We start from the raw sequence: 15,114 nt of genomic DNA, 5'->3' as shown, positions 1-15,114 counted from the left end.
GATTGTTGATCATCACGCACGGTTGGCCTGGCTCTGTATTCGAGCAAATCAAGCTCATTGGACTGAAGCATGGATAAAGAAATGCAAATGGTACTCAACCCTTTCATCTAAGCAGCTGGAAGAAGAATTAAGTCCTTGGAGCAAAAGCCTTCAGAATTTTCTTCCTTTAATAGACAGCAGGATATTAAGGAGTTCATGACCAATCCTGTAATGTTAAGGCATTGGGAGAGGAATTAGAAGATGATCCTACATATTCAAAGGAATTAAAACAATCTGCGATTTCCCCAATATACCAACAATTATTCTGCAGAGGGGAAGCCTTAAAGATGATTAAAGTCCCGCTTCACTATTGGAAGCTGGGACTTTTTTTAATTCCAATCTGCTGCTGTTTCATAACCTAAATCCTTTAAAAGTTGCCCGCAATGTTCTTTCGTTAAATTCTTTAATTCTTCATCAAACTCATCACGCCATCCACCTGTTTTCCCTTTTCTGAATGTTAGCGACTTTTCTGGCTTTACATTTGCTTTCATGCCTTCTATTAGAGAACGGACAGCTGATTCATCTTTTATAGAAGGAATCAGGTAGTTAATAATCTTCTCGCACTCATTTGTACGATTTTCTCCAACTAAATCTTCAAATCTAATAACTAATGCATGTTCATCTTTAGACCATTTCATAAATCTCCCATACCATTCGTTTATGCCTGGCCGTCGATACGGCCCATCCTTGAACCCTTCAATGACGGCTCTGAAACGATCTTGTTGAGTAGAACAACGAGAAAAATATGGGTAAAAAACATCCGTTTGAAGTTTATTCATCACATAGTATACGTACGATACGACAACATCTCTTGGATCACGATACAGGAACATCCTCTTCATGCCGAGCTGGTTCAACATCGCTGCCCACTTATCTGAATAAAAAACATGTCCAAACGCACATTCATTGTTTTTTAATGTTTGAAGCCGATTTTGGTGTTCTTGAATCTGATTGGAATGACCTTCAAAGTACCAGTGCCGATCCCAATCGTGTGTAACTTGAGGCAACCCCTGCAGCAGTTGTCTTAAAAGGTGTGAACCGCTTTTGGGAATAGTGTTCACAAAGAACGGTGACAATTCAAGTTTATTTGTATGGTTCATTTTTTCCCTCCTATTATTTTATATATATGCTTGTACAACTGGTTAGGGAAGGAGAAATTCCGTTTATGATCATCGATGTGGGCTTATCCGGCAAATAAGCCAAAATATACATTGAATTTCCTTTTTATGCAAAAAGATAGTCAAATAATCTTTCTCGCCCAGAATATTACATAATTTTTTTTGATGCTTTAGATGTACTCATTAGGCAAGGAGCCAGACTTTATAAAAAGAATACTTTACCAAACCTCTTTTTTTTTTGCATTTATATGTTAAATTATAAAACAAAGAAGGGAGTGTAAGGGAAATGATCGCTTTGTATAAATTAAATAAAACACTAGAAGATACCGTTACTCAACTATTAATTGAACATGGAATTCAACCAGCTTTCTTCCATTCTAAAAAATCGATTATCGATCATATGATGAACCCTTTTGTTTTAATTACTCCTTCAACGTATGTAAACGAAGTTCAATCATTTTCTATCCCAATTGTACCCCTTTCCATTCATTTAAGTGATTTCGAAAAAACGATCAAAGAACAAAATCTTCATGAAAAAAATCTCTGCATTTTGGTATCTGATGAAGAAAAAAAGTGGTTAGACACTGAAAATTTTCTGATGTATCATAACCATTTTGAAATTTGCAGCAAAGAATTTGTTAATCTCGGTAACGCGAATAAAAACACAATCTTTCTTGTTCCTTCTTGGGATAGTAATCCTCCCATTGCAAAACGGATAAATGAAAACATCTTTTATGTTCATCCATCAATGGATACTATGGTTTCGGCAGTACTCCAGGCAATGAATTTAACCGAAGTGACGAGAGAGATGTTTAAAGAAAAATACCAGGTACAGGCTATTGCCGATTCTGCTCATGATGGTTTAATCGCGGTAGACAAGCAAGGGAAAATAACACTCTCCAATAATAATGCCAAAAAATATTTGGGACTCGAAGGAGATGTGGTCGGCCGGAACATTACAGAATATATTCCACATTCCGATATGCTGAGAGTGCTGCAAACCGGTAAGAAAGAAATAGGTGATGTAGCAAAGATCCTAGATCGCCAAATCATTATTAACCGATACCCTGTTATTCTTAACAACACTGTCGTTGGAGCAGTGTCCAATTTTAAAGAAATTACAGACCTGCAAAGAATGGAAATGAAACTACGAAAAAAACTACATGAGAACGGATTGGAAGCGAAGTACAGACTGGAGGATATTATTGGGGAAGTCCAAGGGATTCGTGAAGCGAAAGAACAGGCCAAGATCTTTGCGGAAACAGATGCAACGGTACTCATTACAGGTGAATCTGGAACGGGAAAAGAATTATTTGCACAAGGAATCCACCTAGAAAGCAGCCGGGCAATCGGTCCATTTGTTGCCGTGAATTGTGCCGCTTTTCCTGAAAATTTACTTGAGACTGAATTGTTCGGGTATGAAGAGGGAAGTTTTACAGGAGCAAAGAAAGGTGGTAAGCAAGGGCTGTTTGAATTGGCGCATGGCGGAACTTTATTTTTGGATGAAATCGGAGAAATGCCCTTGCAAATTCAGGCTCATTTATTGCGTGTTCTGCAGGAAAGATCGATCCGGAGAGTCGGAGGGCAACGAACCATCCCTGTTAACGTACGGATAATAGCAGCAACCAATACAAACATCGAAGACGAAATTGAAAAGAAACAATTTAGAAAAGATTTATATTATCGTTTAAATGTTCTTTCACTGGATCTGCCGCCGCTCAGAGAAAGATTAGAGGATGTTCCCTTGCTTACCGGTCATTTTATTGAGCAATTTAATGAACAGCATCAAAAGCAAATTGAAAAGATCGATAAAGAGTTCTATTCAGTATTACAAGATTATCACTGGCCAGGAAATATTCGTGAGTTAAGAAATGTTTTAGAACGAATCGTCTTGCTTCAGCAAGGTTCAGCCATAAGGGCTAAAGATGCTTCGTTTTATTATCCTAAACTTAGAAAGAAAAGGTCCCAAACTACTGCTAGTGCTGCGAGCCTAAAAGAGAATGAAAAAGATTTAATACTAGGTGCGCTTCAACAATATAAAAGCAGATCAGAAGCCGCAAAATCTCTTGGAATAGACCGTTCGACCCTCTGGCGTAAAATCAAAGAATATAAGCTATAATGTTTTAAATTAAAACAGATGTTGCAAAATGAAACGAATGAAGAGGAAGTTTTGTTTTTTTATGAGTTGTCACACCTATTTAATTCAGAATATTTAAAATTAACTGAATTGGCATGAAACTTGCATTAGTAATTAGCAAACAGAAAAATGAGGTGATAGCTTGCAACATTTCTCAATAGCGGCCATACCTGGAGACGGAATTGGGCCCGAAGTCATGGCAGAAGGGTTAAAGACATTAAAGAAAATTGAGGAACTGCACGGAGGCATTCATTTCTCCATCGACACTTTTGATTGGAATTGTGAGTACTATGTAAAACACGGAAAGATGATGCCGGATAATGGCCTGGAAATTCTCCGGGATTATGATGTGATTTTGCTTGGTGCCATCGGTGCACCAACTGTCCCTGACCACATTTCAGTATGGGAATTGATCCTGCCAATTCGCCGAGCCTTTCAGCAATATATCAATCTGCGGCCCATTAAGCTATTAAGAGGTTTAGAGAGTCCTCTCCGTTATAAAGCCCATAAAGATCTGGACTTTATCGTAGTGCGTGAAAACACAGAAGGAGAATACTCCAACATGGGAGGGCGTTTACATGAGAACACTCCCTTTGAGCTTGCGGTCCAAAATAATGTCTTTACGCGATACGGAACGGAACGAGTCATCAATTATGCGTATTCCCTTGCTGAAAAAAGAACTGGGAGAAGGTTGACGGCAGCTACAAAATCGAATGGAATCAACCACTCGATGCCATTCTGGGATGAAATCGTCAAGGAAGTGAGCAAGCAGCATCCAAACATCCAGACGGACATCTATCACATTGATGCACTGGCAGCTTATTTTATTACCAGACCGGAAGAATTAGATGTTGTCGTAGCAAGCAATCTGTTCGGCGATATTTTAACAGATCTTGGCGCAGCCATTGTAGGCGGTTTAGGTCTTGCACCTTCAGGAAACATAAATCCGGAAAAAAACTACCCGTCGATGTTCGAACCGATACATGGTTCTGCACCTGACATCGCCGGAAAACAAATTGCCAATCCGATTGCGCAGATTTGGAGTATTAGCTTAATGATGGAACATCTTGGTTTTTCTGATATAGCGGATTTGATCGTATCATCGATTGAAGAGGTCCTCATTGATCGAAAAGTGTCTACCCCTGACCTCGGAGGGAAAAATTCGACCCGCGAATTTGGAGAAGCTATTCATCAGCAAATGACCAAGAAAAGTATAAATTTTATTTAAGGAGATGAAATAAAGGATGACTGAGACAAAAACTTCTCTCTTACATGAAAAAAAATACCCTTTATACATTAACGGGAAACCCATTTATACCGACCATCATATTCCTGTTTACCATAAGTACACAGGAGAATTAATCGCATCCATCTCAAAAGCGGATAAACATCATGTGCACGAAGCCGTGTCTGCAGCTGAAAGAACCTTTCAATCGGACCAGTTAACGGCTTTTCAACGTTCTACTATTCTATTAAAAGCAGCAAATTTAATGGAACAACGACGCGAGGAATTTGAGCTTTCTTTAGTCAGAGAAGTTGGAAAAACCCGTAAAGATGCAGCAGGGGAGCTGGATCGAACGATTAACACGATCCGCTTGTCAGCAGAAGAGGCGAAACGGATTGCTGGAGAAATGATTCCACTGCAGGCGACAGAAGGGGCAGATAACCGGTTAGGGTTTACCATTCGCGTTCCTAAAGGGGTTATTGGTGTGATTACCCCATTCAATTACCCTTTGTTATTAGGCGTCCATAAAATTGCACCTGCTCTCGCTGCGGGCAACACCATCGTGATTAAGCCTGCTACCGCAACCCCGCTGGCTACCTTTCAGTTAGTAGAACTTTTGGAAGAAGCAGGTCTGCCAAAAGGATATGTGAACATTATTACCGGATCAGGAAGTGAGGTGGGTGAATGGTTATTAGCAGATGAACGAATTGCGATGTATACGTTTACTGGCTCAGGTGAAGTAGGTAAGCACATTAAAGAACGAAGCGGTTTACGGCCGGTAGCCCTTGAACTTGGAAACAACTCCCCGAATATTGTTCATGAAGACGCTGATCTGGATCTTGCTGCTAAACTGACTGCAAGCCGGAGCTTTCATAATGCAGGACAAGCCTGTATAGCGGTTCAACGCCTGTTTGTTCATCAATCTGTATTGAATGAGTTTACAGAAAACTATTTAGGGTATGTCCAACAGCTGAAAGTCGGTGATCCGGAAAAACCGGAAACAGATGTAGGTCCTATGATAAGTGAGAAAGAGGCGATTCGTTCCGAGGAATGGGTGAATGAAGCGGTCGAACAAGGAGCTAGAGCATTGCTTCCCATAAGGAGGGAAGGAGCTATCCTATTCCCGACAGTATTAGTGGACACGAATCCTTCGATGAAGGTGGTTTGTAAAGAAGTCTTTGCTCCTATCGTTTGCATCATCCCATATCAAGATATTGAAGAGGCTTTTCACTCCGCCAATCAATCAGATTATGGTTTACAAGCTGGGATTTTCACACGTGACCTGCAGCTTGCGATGAGAGCAGCAAAGGTTCTGCAATACGGAGGAGTCATTATTAATGACGCATCCACTTACCGTAATGACGTTATGCCTTATGGTGGCGTGAAAAATAGCGGGATTGGAAAAGAAGGTCCCCATTATGCGATCCAAGAAATGACAGATGAACGAATGGTGGTGATGAACCTGTGAATGCCGGATTACTGGAAAGAAAGACAGCCATTATTACAGGAGCGGGATCAGGTATGGGAAAAGCTGCAGCCAAATTATTTGCCGCACAAGGAGCAAACGTGGTGTTAGCGGATTTAAATAAAGAGGCTGCAGACCAAACGGCACAAGAAATAGATCATTCTGGGCAAGTTTTGGTCATCCAAACGGATGTGGGAGATGATGAAAGTGTCCAGAATCTTGTAAATGAAACATTTAATCATTTTGATGATATAGATGTCCTGATTAATTGTGCAGGTGTGCCGCAATTCTTTACCCCGATTGAAGAAATGAGCATCGGTGAATGGGATAAGATTATGTCCGTTAATACGAAGTCCATTTTTCTAACCACCCGTTATCTTGTCCCTTATATGAAAAAAAGGGAAAAGGGATCGATTGTAAATATCGCATCGATCGCAGGAATCCGGGCTCGGCCTGGACTAAATGCCTACTGTGCATCCAAAGGAGCTGCAATTATGTTAACCAAAGCATTGGCGCTTGAATTAGCCCCTTTTAAAATACGGGTTAATGCCATTAATCCAGGGCCTGCTGAAACACCAATGCTAGGGAAATTTTTGCCTGGCGATGCTCAGCAAGTAGAAGAGGACAAAAAGAAGATCTTTATTGACAGTGTTCCATTAGGAACGCTGATCAAGCCTGAAGATATTGCCCAAGCGGCTTTATATCTGGCGTCAGATCTCTCCAAAGCTGTTACTGGTGAAATTATGAATGTTGACGGAGGGAGAGGAATCTAGACCGTTTCAATCATACTGTTATTTTAATGAAAAGGGGAGAATGTTATGAGTCAGCCAATTGCCACGATTGGAGAGCGCACAACGAAAAAAGTCTTTTGGAGAATCATACCTTTTATTTTCTTGTTGTATATTGTTGCTTTTCTTGATCGGGTAAATCTGGGTTATGCCGCATTGGATATGAATAAAGACTTAGCACTTGCGAGCTCTACTTTTGGATTAATTTCTGGAATTTTTTTCTTCGGCTACTTCCTGTTTGAGATTCCAAGTAATATTCTGCTCCACAAAATTGGAGCGAGAAAGTGGATTGCTCGCATCATGGTCAGTTGGGGTATCGTCGTAATTTTAACCGCTTGGGCTCAAAGCGCTACACATCTTTATATTTTACGTTTTCTGCTTGGCGTAGCAGAAGCCGGCTTTTTTCCAGGCGTCATTTTATATATTACCTACTGGTTCCGTGCGAAAGAGCAGGCTAGAGCGTTTGCCTTATTCATGACGGCACTTGCCGCCTCCAATATTATTGGAGCCCCATTATCTACTTGGATCATGGATACGATTAGCTGGGCGGGGATGCCTGGATGGCGCTGGATGTTTATTTTGGAAGGAATACCCGCAATTATCATAGGGATTATTACGTATTATTACTTAACCGATCGTCCACAAGAGGCAAAATGGCTGACAAAAGAAGAAAAAGAGTGGCTGATTCAAGAAATTCGCCATGAAAACGAGCAAAAAGTAGGAAGCAAACACCATTCTGCTCGTGATGTGCTGACTAATCCTCAGGTTTGGAGACTTTCTTTCATCTACTTAACGCTAGTTATTGGTTTGTATGGTATTGGATTTTGGATGCCTACCATCATAAAATCATTTTCGTCGATTCTCACGAACACGCAGGTTGGGCTCATTACGATGATTCCTTACATTGCAGCCGGTATTTGTATGATTTTGTGGGCTCGCCGGTCAGACCGGTCAGGGGAACGAAGAATGCACACGGCATTGCCCCCTTTATTAGGTGCGTTAGGTTTAATCGGTGCTGGAATGACTACGAATCCATATCTCTCTGTCATCATGATGTCTATTGCGACCATTGGAATTTACAGCTTTTTTGGCCCTTTCTGGTCACTTCCTGCTTTCTTTTTGACAGAAGTTTCTGCAGCTGTTGGAATAGCGTTAATTAATTCAATTGGTAATCTAGGAGGATTTGTGGGCCCTTATATGATTGGTTATTTAAACGAACTTACTGGGAACATGGAGGCAGGGTTATATTTTCTTAGCTTTAGTTTGATCATTACAAGTTTGCTAGTGTTGAGTATCAAAAAACAAATTTCGGTTGTGAAAACAGATGCACCGTTGGTGAAAACAAAATCGTCATAAGTTACCGGCGGAGCTGCAGGGGGGATTCTGATGACAAAGCCTCTTATTCAGGTAAACAATGTTTCTTTTGAATATAGCCTAAACAATAATCGTTCCATACAAGTACTAAATGAGGTTTCATTTGATATATTTCCAGGTGAATATGTCGCGATCATAGGACATAACGGCTCTGGGAAATCTACACTTTCAAAACACCTGAACGGTATCTTAAAGCCTAGTAGCGGAGATATTTTTGTCAGTGATCACAATACGAAAGAACAAAAGCTGCAGCGCGAAATCCGGAAGAAGGTCGGGATGGTATTTCAGCATCCCGATAACCAGATTATCGCGACCATTGTTGAAGATGATGTGGCTTTTGGTTTGGAAAATATTGAAGTACCTGCTTCAGAAATGAAAGAAAGAATTGATTTTGCATTGGAAGCGGTGGGAATGAGTGATTTCCGGAAGCGGCCGCCTCATCATCTCTCAGGAGGACAAAAGCAGCGTGTCGCTATTGCCGGAATCCTTGCGATGAAGCCTGATTGTTTAGTGCTGGATGAGGCAACCAGCATGCTGGACACCTATGGGAGAAGAGATATTCTTGACGTTATCCGCAAGCTTAATAACGAGGGAATGACGATCGTTTCAGTAACCCACCATATGTCAGAAGTAGCTGAAGCGAGCAAGGTCATCGTTATCGAAAAAGGCCAAGTCGTAATGGTTGGCACACCAAGAGAAATTTTTCAGCACTATGAACTGCTGCACAGATTGCAACTCGATGTTCCAGTAGCCAATCAATTAGCCAGATTGGTTCATGAATATGACCATGAATTTCAGGCCGATCTGATTCATAATGACGAGATCGTTCAAGAGGTTATGCGTTTATCAGCCAAGAGAGGGGTGTATGTTGGATGAGTGATAATCCCATCTTAGAAGTGAAAAATTTGCAGCATATCTACATGGAAAAGACTCCTCTTGAACACCAGGCGCTCACTGGCGTCAGTTTACGAGTGTACGATGGGGAATGCATAGCTATCATTGGACATACAGGATCAGGAAAATCAACGTTAATCCAGCATTTTAACGGGCTGATGAGGCCTCAGCGCGGAGAAGTCATAGTAGATGGCCACCATTTATCTGATCCAAAGCTGGATATTAAAGGATTGCGAAGAAAGGTAGGTCTTGTGTTTCAGAACCCTGAAGATCAGATTTTCGAAAAATTGATCGGTGATGATATTGCTTATGGGCCATTAAAGATGGGGCTCCCATTAAAAGAAGTAAGGGACCGTGTAGAATGGGCAATGGAATTAGTGGGTCTTTCCTTTAATGAACTGAAAGACCGGGTGACCTATGCCTTAAGCGGCGGACAAAAAAGAAAAGTTGCCTTGGCAGGTGTGTTGGCTCTGAAGCCTAAGATTTTGGTATTGGACGAGCCGACAGCAGGCCTCGATCCCCGTTCCAGACAGGAGCTTCTGGACAATATTGTTCAGTTGAACAAAAAGGAAAACATGACTGTCATCTTTGTCTCTCACAACATGGAGGAAGTGGCATATTTAGCCGAAAGAATCTATGTATTAGCAGATGGCAGAAATCTGATTGAAGGAACACCAAGAGATATTTTTGGTAATAATGAGACCCTTGCAAAGCATCATATTGGAGCCCCGCAAACGGTGGAGATCCTCACGAAATTAAAAGAACAAGGGTATGATGTCAATCTTAAATCGTATGAAATAGAAGCTGCCACAAAAGAAATCGTTTCTGTTCTTCAATCCTATAGGAGGTGAGGGAGATGGCTAGTTTTGAATTCGAATTAACCCGCAATATTACAATCGGCCAGTATTTGCCGACAGGTTCACTCATTCATCGTCTTGATCCTCGTATAAAGCTTTTAGCCTTCACCATTCTGGTTATTGCAATGGCTATATGTCACACCTATGTTGGAAACTTTATCGCACTTGCGTTTGCCTGTTATTTGTTTTACATCTCACGCATTCCGATCAGCTATGGTTTATCAGGAGTGAAGCCAGCCATCCCTTTTATTTTGGTATTAGCCGTCTTGCAGCTCTTGTTCTATAGTGAAATCGCTTCAGGGGGGACTGTTTTTGTCGACTATGGTTTTATCCTGATTACGAGTGACAGCATCCGCTTGGTAATTGTTTCTGCTCTTCGATTTATTGAAATCATTTTTTTAAGCAGTGTGTTAACGTTAAGCACTTCAACCACACAAATTACACATGGGATTGAGAGTTTGCTGGACCCATTAAAACACGTAAAGTTTCCGGTTCATGAGTTTGCGCTGATCATTACGATTGCGATCCGGTTTGTTCCTACGTTTGCGATGGAAATGGAAAAAATGATGAAGGCTCAGGCTTCAAGAGGGGCAGAATTTGGCACAGGAGCCTGGTGGAGAATCATCCAACGAACAAAAGATGTATTTCCTATTATCATTCCTTTATTCAATGTTGCCATGGCACGGGCAGAAGATTTAGTGCTTGCCATGGAAGCCAGATGCTACACTCCAGGAAGTGAACGGTCCATTTATGCAAAGTATAAAGCGAAGAGCACGGATTATGCAGCGCTTCTTTTCTGTATTTTGTTTGCTGTTCTCTTACTGGCATTTCCTTTTCCCTATTAGATTATGAATCTGATCGTTCAATATAAATTTAAGGAGGGTAACAGAATGGAAAGAGGATTGACTACTAGAAAGATTGTTATTGCAGGAGTCTTAGGAGCAGTTGCTATTTTACTAGGTGTCACCAGGTTAGGTTTTATCCCAGTTCCAACTGCAGCAGGGAACGCTACTATCATGCATATCCCGGCTATCATTGGAGGAGTCATGCAAGGGCCGTTTGTTGGACTGGTGATCGGCCTGATCTTCGGTGTGTCTTCATTTCTTGATGCGACAATACCCCTGTTTAAAGACCCGTTAGTGGCCATTCTTCCCCGGCTGTTTATCGGAGTCACCGCCTATTTATCTTACGTTTCTCTAAGGAGAGTTAATGAGTATGCCGCTATTGGCATGGCGGGATTCGTCGGAGCTTTCACCAATACACTGCTCGTTTTGACAATGGCGGTAATTAGAGGATATATTGCCCCGGGCGTTGCCGTTACAATTGCTTTAACGAACGGAATACCGGAAGCGATCGTTTCTGTAATTATTACGCTCGCAGTGGTTGTCGCGTGGAAAAAGCTGGACCACCGAGGGAACAGGAAATCAAAGATCTCAGGAGAAATGTAGTGGAACGGTTTAATAATATTACAGACGTTCCAGGCATTAAAGTGGGGAATGAAGAAGACACAACAGGTTATACAGGCTGTACAGTTTTATTGATAGAAAAGGGTGCTGTTTGCGGTGTGGATGTCAGAGGTTCTGCTCCCGGAACAAGAGAAACAGATTTGCTGAATCCTATGAATCTCGTAGATCAGGTACACGGTATTTGTCTCGCAGGAGGAAGTGCATATGGCCTTGATGCAGCAAGCGGCGTCATGCAGTTTTTGGAAAAACAAGGAATTGGACTTAATGTTGGTATTGGAGTAGTTCCGATTGTTCCGTCGGCTGTCCTGTTTGATCTACCCGTAGGAGATCCTTCTGCCCGGCCGGATCAAAAAATGGGCTTTCAGGCGGCATTAAAAGCGAAACGCGGACGTTTTCCTTTCGGTAATTCAGGAGCAGGATGCGGAGCGACAGTTGGAAAAGTTGCTGGCCACCATCGAGCCATGAAAGGAGGACTCGGTTCAGCGTCTAAAGTTTTCCCGAATGGTTTAATAGTCGGTGCCCTCGTTGCTGTTAATGCGATGGGGGAGATTCGAAATCATGAAACAGGAGAAATCATTGCCGGTGCTAGAGATGATCAAGGCATAATCAGGAGCAGTTTAGATTGGATGCTTGAACAGCCTGCCATTCCTCTAATGGCAGGAACAAATACAACAATAGGCGTTGTCGCTTGCAATGCAAAGTTAACTAAAGCGCAAGCCTCCAAGATAGCTTCCATGGCACAAAATGGCTTAGCGAGAACCATTTATCCCGTTCATACGATGTTTGACGGGGACACCATCTTTTCATTGGCAACAGGAGATGTAGATGTTTCAGTTGACCTGGTTGGGACGATTGCCGCAGACGTTTTGGCTGAAGCTGTCATCTTGGCAGTTAAGAATGCTGAAGGGATTGAGGGCTTTCCATCAAGTAAAGAAGTCAATCTTAAAACAGAAAGGACTTGAGCAATGAATACAATGATAGAATCTGTTCTTCATTATGTGGATAAAAAAGAAGTGGTGGAACTGACAAGGAAACTTATTCGTATTCAAAGTGTCTATCGTCCAAATGTCGAGGGGGGAAACGAAGAGAAGGTAGCTCGTTTCATAGTCGATTATCTCAAAACAATAGGTTTAGAGGTTTATTATGAAGAAGTAGTGCCAGGGAGGCCAAATGTTATTGCCATTTATGACTCTGGTGTTCCGGGAAAAACGCTTTTATTTGAAGGCCATACAGATGTAGTGACAGAAGGAGACCTTGATTCATGGACGTATGATCCTTTTGGTGCAGAAATCAGTAACGGGAGGATTTATGGAAGAGGTTCCTGTGATACAAAAGGAAACCTGGCTGCTGCTATTACTGCCGTTCATTCACTGAAAAAATCAGGCGTCCCTTTTACAGGGAAAATTATCCTCTGCATCCCATGTGACGAAGAGGGGATGATGATAGGAATTAAAGATTTTATAAGCAGAGGCTGGGCAGATCGTGTAGAGGGAGCCATCATCTGTGAACCTGAGGAAAATCAGCTATGTATTACACAAAAAGGGGCGATGCGCATCGTTTTAAAAACGTACGGAAAAATGGCCCACGGTGCAATGCCGCTTACAGGGATTAATCCCACTACACGAATGGCCAGATTGATTGTGGAATTGGATCAACTCGAACAAAGGGAAAAAGAACGGCTTGGTGAACATCCTTATCTTGGGTGGCCGAGTATTACACCAACTATTGTACAAGCTCCTGTTAAAGGTGAACCTCAAATTAATGTCGTTCCCGGACAATGTATGACAGCACTTGATATCCGCACGGTTCCCGGTCAGGATCATAATCAATTGAAGAAGGAAATAGAAGACATTATCGAAGGCTTAAGCAAGGTTGATCCAGATTTTAAAGCGACACTTGATCTCATTGAAGACAGGCCTTGGACTGAGACGCCTAAAGATCATGACGTGGTCCAAGCTGTGGCGCAGGCTTATACGCAAGTTACGGGAAAAGCCCCTGTCTATAATGGAGTCCCGGGGGCGACAGATGGGACGTTCCTCCATCTTGCTGGTGTGCCGATCCTTACAACAGGAGCAGGCGATCGCCATATCCCTCATCATGCTGATGAATATGTGGATATCGATGAACTCGTTGAAACCGTAAAAATCTACACACTTTCCGCCCTGAATTTTTTGAAATAGAAGCTTAATAGAAACTCACCAGCTCTTCATTTTTGGTGGGTTTTCCTTTGAGGGACATGATAGACATCCAGTAAACATTCTTTAAGGAGGCACAATTAAGATGACAGTAACGAAGAGTGATACGAAACTTTTGAAAAATTATATCAATGGACAATGGGTTGAATCAAATAGTTCCGAGAGTCTAGAAGTGCCAAATCCAGCTACAGGTGAAATCCTGGCACGTGTTCCGATCTCAACGAAAGAAGACCTCGACAAAGCGGTTAAGGCAGCTGATACGGCATTCCAGAAGTGGAAACATGTGCCTGTTCCTAAGCGTGCGCGTATCATGTTCAAATTCCACTATCTCTTGACTGAACATCATGAAGAACTTGCCAAATTAGTCGTTCAGGAAAATGGTAAAGCCTTCAATGAAGCATATGGTGAAATCCAACGAGGAATTGAATGTGTGGAATTTGCTTCTGGTGCTCCAACGCATTTGATGGGCGAAACGCTTTCTAACATTGCAGAAGATATTGATTCGGAAATGTTCCGCTATCCGCTTGGTGTCGTTGGTGGCATCACACCTTTTAACTTTCCGATGATGGTGCCATTATGGATGTTCCCACTCGCGATTGTGTGTGGAAACACGTTTATCCTGAAGCCTTCTGAACGAACACCTATTTTAGCGAACCGTTTAGCGGAATTATTGACGGAAGCAGGTCTGCCTAATGGCGTTTTCAATATTGTGCATGGTGCTCATGATGTCGTAAATGGCCTCCTGGAGCATGAAGATATCAAAGCTATTTCATTTGTAGGTTCACAGCCTGTTGCAAAATATGTGTATGAAAATGCAGCGTTAAACGGCAAAAGAGTTCAAGCCCTTTCAGGAGCGAAAAATCACCATATCGTCATGCCGGATGCAGATATAGAAAAAGCCGTTCAAAATGTCATCAGTTCTACTTTTGGAAGTGCAGGACAACGCTGTATGGCATGCAGTGCTGTAGTTGTCGTCGGGGAAAATGATCAATTTGTGGAAAAACTTCGAAAGAAAGCAGACGAGTTAACAATAGGTAACGGACTCGATGATGAAGTGCTATTGACACCAATCATTAGAGATTCCCATCGACAAAAGGTACTGGGATATATTGAGAAAGGCATTGAAGAAGGTGCTGACTTAATTCGTGATGGCCGCAGTGAAATGTCTGAGTTAACCGATGGGAACTTCCTGGGAGCTACGATATTTGACTATGTTACACCTAATATGACGATAGCAAGAGACGAAATCTTCGCACCTGTCCTCAGTATTTTACGGGCTGAAGATTTATCTGAAGGTCTGGAATATATCAGAAAGTCACGATATGGAAATGGTGCAACACTCTATACGAAAAGTGCACAAGCTGTTCGCCAATTCCGTGAAGAAGCCGATGCAGGGATGCTCGGGATCAATGTAGGTGTACCGGCGACAATGGCGTTCTTCCCATTCTCGGGCTGGAAAGATTCATTCTATGGCGATCTACACGTGAACGGGAAAGATGGAATCAATTTTTATACGCGTAAAAAAATGATCACATCTCGTTACGATTACTAAAAAG

13 protein-coding genes are annotated in these 15,114 nt (G+C 42.0%); 12 read left to right on the top strand and 1 reads right to left on the bottom strand.

Annotated elements, in window-relative coordinates; genetic code table 11:
• Positions 1 to 368 precede the first annotated feature (368 nt).
• On the bottom strand, positions 369 to 1,139 hold the full coding sequence (locus IEV52_RS09725; protein WP_188402372.1) for a sulfotransferase domain-containing protein: 771 nt from the start codon (positions 1,137 to 1,139) through the stop codon (positions 369 to 371).
• Positions 1,140 to 1,443: 304 nt separating this feature from the next.
• On the opposite strand from IEV52_RS09725, the gene IEV52_RS09720 reads away from it, so the two are divergent.
• The 12 genes from IEV52_RS09720 to IEV52_RS09665 all read left to right on the top strand — a co-directional run bounded on the left by IEV52_RS09720 (position 1,444) and on the right by IEV52_RS09665 (position 15,110).
• Positions 1,444 to 3,276, top strand: a complete 1,833-nt coding sequence (locus tag IEV52_RS09720; protein WP_188402371.1) for a sigma-54 interaction domain-containing protein — start codon at positions 1,444 to 1,446, stop codon at positions 3,274 to 3,276.
• 160 nt (positions 3,277 to 3,436) lie between these two features.
• On the top strand, positions 3,437 to 4,522 hold the full coding sequence (locus IEV52_RS09715; protein ID WP_188402370.1) for a tartrate dehydrogenase: 1,086 nt from the start codon (positions 3,437 to 3,439) through the stop codon (positions 4,520 to 4,522).
• Between the two features lie 16 nt (positions 4,523 to 4,538).
• Entirely contained in the window at positions 4,539 to 5,987 is a 1,449-nt protein-coding gene (locus IEV52_RS09710; RefSeq protein WP_188402369.1) for an aldehyde dehydrogenase family protein, read from the top strand.
• A complete protein-coding gene (locus IEV52_RS09705) occupies positions 5,984 to 6,757 on the top strand; it encodes an SDR family oxidoreductase (protein ID WP_188402368.1) in 774 nt (257 codons plus the stop codon). Before IEV52_RS09710 ends, IEV52_RS09705 begins: the two co-directional genes overlap by 4 nt.
• Before the next feature lie 45 nt (positions 6,758 to 6,802).
• Complete coding sequence (locus tag IEV52_RS09700) at positions 6,803 to 8,128, top strand: MFS transporter (protein ID WP_188402367.1); 1,326 nt, start codon at positions 6,803 to 6,805, stop codon at positions 8,126 to 8,128.
• Between the two features lie 27 nt (positions 8,129 to 8,155).
• Positions 8,156 to 9,022: an energy-coupling factor transporter ATPase gene (locus tag IEV52_RS09695; RefSeq protein ID WP_188403862.1), complete on the top strand. Its 867-nt coding sequence runs from the start codon at positions 8,156 to 8,158 to the stop codon at positions 9,020 to 9,022.
• Positions 9,019 to 9,891, top strand: a complete 873-nt coding sequence (locus IEV52_RS09690) for an energy-coupling factor transporter ATPase (protein WP_188402366.1) — start codon at positions 9,019 to 9,021, stop codon at positions 9,889 to 9,891. The genes IEV52_RS09695 and IEV52_RS09690 overlap by 4 nt, the downstream gene beginning before the upstream one ends.
• 5 nt (positions 9,892 to 9,896) lie before the next feature.
• The gene (locus IEV52_RS09685; protein WP_188402365.1) at positions 9,897 to 10,742 is read left to right on the top strand and encodes an energy-coupling factor transporter transmembrane component T family protein; all 846 of its coding nucleotides are present in this window, start codon (positions 9,897 to 9,899) and stop codon (positions 10,740 to 10,742) included.
• Positions 10,743 to 10,787: 45 nt separating this feature from the next.
• On the top strand, positions 10,788 to 11,345 hold the full coding sequence (locus IEV52_RS09680; protein WP_188402364.1) for an ECF transporter S component: 558 nt from the start codon (positions 10,788 to 10,790) through the stop codon (positions 11,343 to 11,345).
• Positions 11,345 to 12,325: a P1 family peptidase gene (locus tag IEV52_RS09675; RefSeq protein WP_188402363.1), complete on the top strand. Its 981-nt coding sequence runs from the start codon at positions 11,345 to 11,347 to the stop codon at positions 12,323 to 12,325. The genes IEV52_RS09680 and IEV52_RS09675 overlap by 1 nt, the downstream gene beginning before the upstream one ends.
• A gap of 3 nt (positions 12,326 to 12,328) precedes the next feature.
• Positions 12,329 to 13,543 carry a M20 family metallopeptidase gene (locus IEV52_RS09670; protein WP_188402362.1) on the top strand — a complete coding sequence of 405 codons (1,215 nt, stop codon included), beginning with the start codon at positions 12,329 to 12,331 and terminating at the stop codon, positions 13,541 to 13,543.
• Positions 13,544 to 13,643: 100 nt separating this feature from the next.
• Positions 13,644 to 15,110, top strand: a complete 1,467-nt coding sequence (locus IEV52_RS09665; RefSeq protein WP_188402361.1) for a CoA-acylating methylmalonate-semialdehyde dehydrogenase — start codon at positions 13,644 to 13,646, stop codon at positions 15,108 to 15,110.
• The last annotated feature ends 4 nt before the right edge of the window (positions 15,111 to 15,114 follow it).

This window comes from Fictibacillus barbaricus (genome assembly GCF_014635025.1).
Classification (GTDB): Bacteria; Bacillota; Bacilli; order Bacillales; family Fictibacillaceae; genus Fictibacillus; species Fictibacillus barbaricus.
Note: the sequence above shows the minus strand (reverse complement) of the source record. Positions and strands in the feature narration are given on the sequence as shown.

What these genes read in the sequence shown, in the direction of transcription:
- IEV52_RS09720 (WP_188402371.1), top strand. Translation starts at nt 1,444, where the DNA reads ATGATCGCTTTGTATAAATTAAATAAAACACTAGAAGATACCGTTACT.
- IEV52_RS09680 (WP_188402364.1), top strand. Translation starts at nt 10,788, where the DNA reads ATGGAAAGAGGATTGACTACTAGAAAGATTGTTATTGCAGGAGTCTTA.
- IEV52_RS09690 (WP_188402366.1), top strand. Translation starts at nt 9,019, where the DNA reads ATGAGTGATAATCCCATCTTAGAAGTGAAAAATTTGCAGCATATCTAC.
- IEV52_RS09685 (WP_188402365.1), top strand. Translation starts at nt 9,897, where the DNA reads ATGGCTAGTTTTGAATTCGAATTAACCCGCAATATTACAATCGGCCAG.
- IEV52_RS09700 (WP_188402367.1), top strand. Translation starts at nt 6,803, where the DNA reads ATGAGTCAGCCAATTGCCACGATTGGAGAGCGCACAACGAAAAAAGTC.
- IEV52_RS09665 (WP_188402361.1), top strand. Translation starts at nt 13,644, where the DNA reads ATGACAGTAACGAAGAGTGATACGAAACTTTTGAAAAATTATATCAAT.
- IEV52_RS09725 (WP_188402372.1), bottom strand. Translation starts at nt 1,139, where the DNA reads ATGAACCATACAAATAAACTTGAATTGTCACCGTTCTTTGTGAACACT.
- IEV52_RS09710 (WP_188402369.1), top strand. Translation starts at nt 4,539, where the DNA reads ATGACTGAGACAAAAACTTCTCTCTTACATGAAAAAAAATACCCTTTA.
- IEV52_RS09670 (WP_188402362.1), top strand. Translation starts at nt 12,329, where the DNA reads ATGAATACAATGATAGAATCTGTTCTTCATTATGTGGATAAAAAAGAA.